1 pseudogene is annotated in these 1,995 nt (G+C 66.1%); it reads right to left on the bottom strand.

The window, feature by feature from the left end:
• Positions 1-1,736: pseudogene (locus tag DBR34_RS12820) on the bottom strand (carboxy terminal-processing peptidase); the annotation flags it as partial.
• Between the last annotated feature and the right edge of the window lie 259 nt (positions 1,737-1,995).

The raw sequence follows: 1,995 nt of genomic DNA, 5'->3' as shown, positions 1-1,995 counted from the left end.
TTGCCGTACTGGGTGTGCGGCACCGAGGCGATGCGGGTCCACGGCAGCGCGTTGTCGTAGGTGCTTTCGCCGTACTCGCTGGCGTCCACGCTGGCCGGGAAGGCCAGGTCGGGCACCACGCCCTTGTGCTGGGTGCTGCTGCCGCTGACGCGGAAGAACTGCGCGATGGTCAGCTTGACCTGCCCGTAGCGCTGCGCTTCCCCGGTGGGCCAGCGATCCAGGTCCACGATGTTCTGCACGGTGCCCTTGCCGAAGGTGGTCTCACCGATCACCAGGCCACGGCCGTAGTCCTGGATGGCGCCGGCGAAGATCTCCGACGCCGAGGCCGAACCGCGGTTGATCAGTACCGCCAGCGGACCATCCCACGCCACCGCTTCGCTGCGGTCGCTGTTGACGGTCACCCGGCCACCGGACTCGCGCACCTGCACCACCGGGCCCTGCTCGATGAACAGGCCGGTCAGTTCGATCGCCTCGTCCAGCGAGCCACCGCCGTTGTTGCGCAGGTCCAGCACCACGCCGTCGAGCTTGTCGGTCTTGAAGCCGGCCAGCAGCTTGGCCACGTCACGCGTAGCGGACGCATAGTCGGTGGCATTGCGGCGACGGCCTTCGAAATCCTGGTAGAAGGTGGGCAGCTTGATCACGCCCACCTTGCGCGCCGGTTCCCCGCCCTTGGCTGGAATGGTCAGCGTTTCGCCCTTGGCGGCCTGCTCGGCCAGGCGCACCTTCTGGCGGGTCAGCACCAGCGTGTGGTGCTTGCCGTCGACGCCTTCCTCGGCCGGAATGAATTCCAGCCGCACCTGGGTGTCGGCCTTGCCGCGGATCTTGGCCACCACGTCATCGATACGCCAGCCGATCACATCCTCGATCGGCCCGGACTTGCCTTGGCCGACGCCGACGATGCGGTCGCCCGCCTTGAGCGTGCCGTTGACCGCCACCGGACCGCCGGCGATGACCTCGCGGATCACCACCATGTCGTCCTGGCGCTGCAGCTGCGCGCCGATGCCTTCCAGCGACAGCGACATGGCCTGGTTGAAGTTCTCGGCGGTGCGCGGGGTGAAGTAGTCGGTGTGCGGATCCACCGCGCTGGTATAGGAGTTGAGGAAGAACTGGAACACGTCCTCGCCCTTCAACTCATTGACCGACTTTTCCAGCGTCGCGTAGCGCTTGTCCAGCGTCTTGCGGATCTCGGCCGGCTGCTTGCCGGCCAGCTTCAGGCGCAGCCAGTCGTTCTTGACCGACTTGCGCCACAGGTCGTCCAGTTCGGCATTGCTGGCCGCCCACGGCACGTCCTTGCGGTCGTACTCGAATTTCTCGTCGCTGCTGAAATCAAAGTCCTGCTTGAGCAGCTTGCGGGCATACCCCACCCGCTCGCCCACGCGCTGCTTGTACACCGCAAACACCTGGAACGCCGGCTCCAGCTCGCCGCCGCGGATGGCGGTGGCGATGTTCGCCTCGAACGGCGCGAACCGGGTGATGTCGGCCTGGGTGAAGAACTGCTTGCTGCCGTCCAACGCCTCCAGGTACCGCTTGAACACATCCTTGGAGGTGGCCGCGTCCAGCGCGCGCGGACGGTAGGCATAGCGGCTGTCCGAAAGCAGCCCGTACACCAGCTTGGAGGTTGTCACCTGGTCGGCCGTGGCCGCCGACGGCAGCGCCGGCGAATCGGCATAGGCGGCCAGTGCCAGCGGCGCGGTGAGCGCCAGGGCCATCAGGAATGCGGGGGCTTTGAATTTCATCAACTTGCTCATGGCACCTTGCCAAGGGGGAGACTGCGTGCGGATCAGACCACACGACAGTGCCGAAAGTTGCCGGGTTTGTCATCCATCGCCGCGCAACACGTATTTCCAGCCTAAACCGGGGTCTGTAGCAAATTGTGAATGTGGGGCAGCGCCGGGGGGCCACCGACCGTTGGTCGGTGGAAACGGGCGGATCGCGGGAGGAAACGTGAGGAGCGCGCCCCGTACCGACCAACGGTCGGTACCTACCGGGAGGCGT

Source organism: Stenotrophomonas sp. HMWF003 (assembly GCF_003061285.1).
Taxonomy (GTDB): domain Bacteria; phylum Pseudomonadota; class Gammaproteobacteria; order Xanthomonadales; family Xanthomonadaceae; genus Stenotrophomonas; species Stenotrophomonas maltophilia_AP.
Note: the sequence above shows the minus strand (reverse complement) of the source record. Positions and strands in the feature narration are given on the sequence as shown.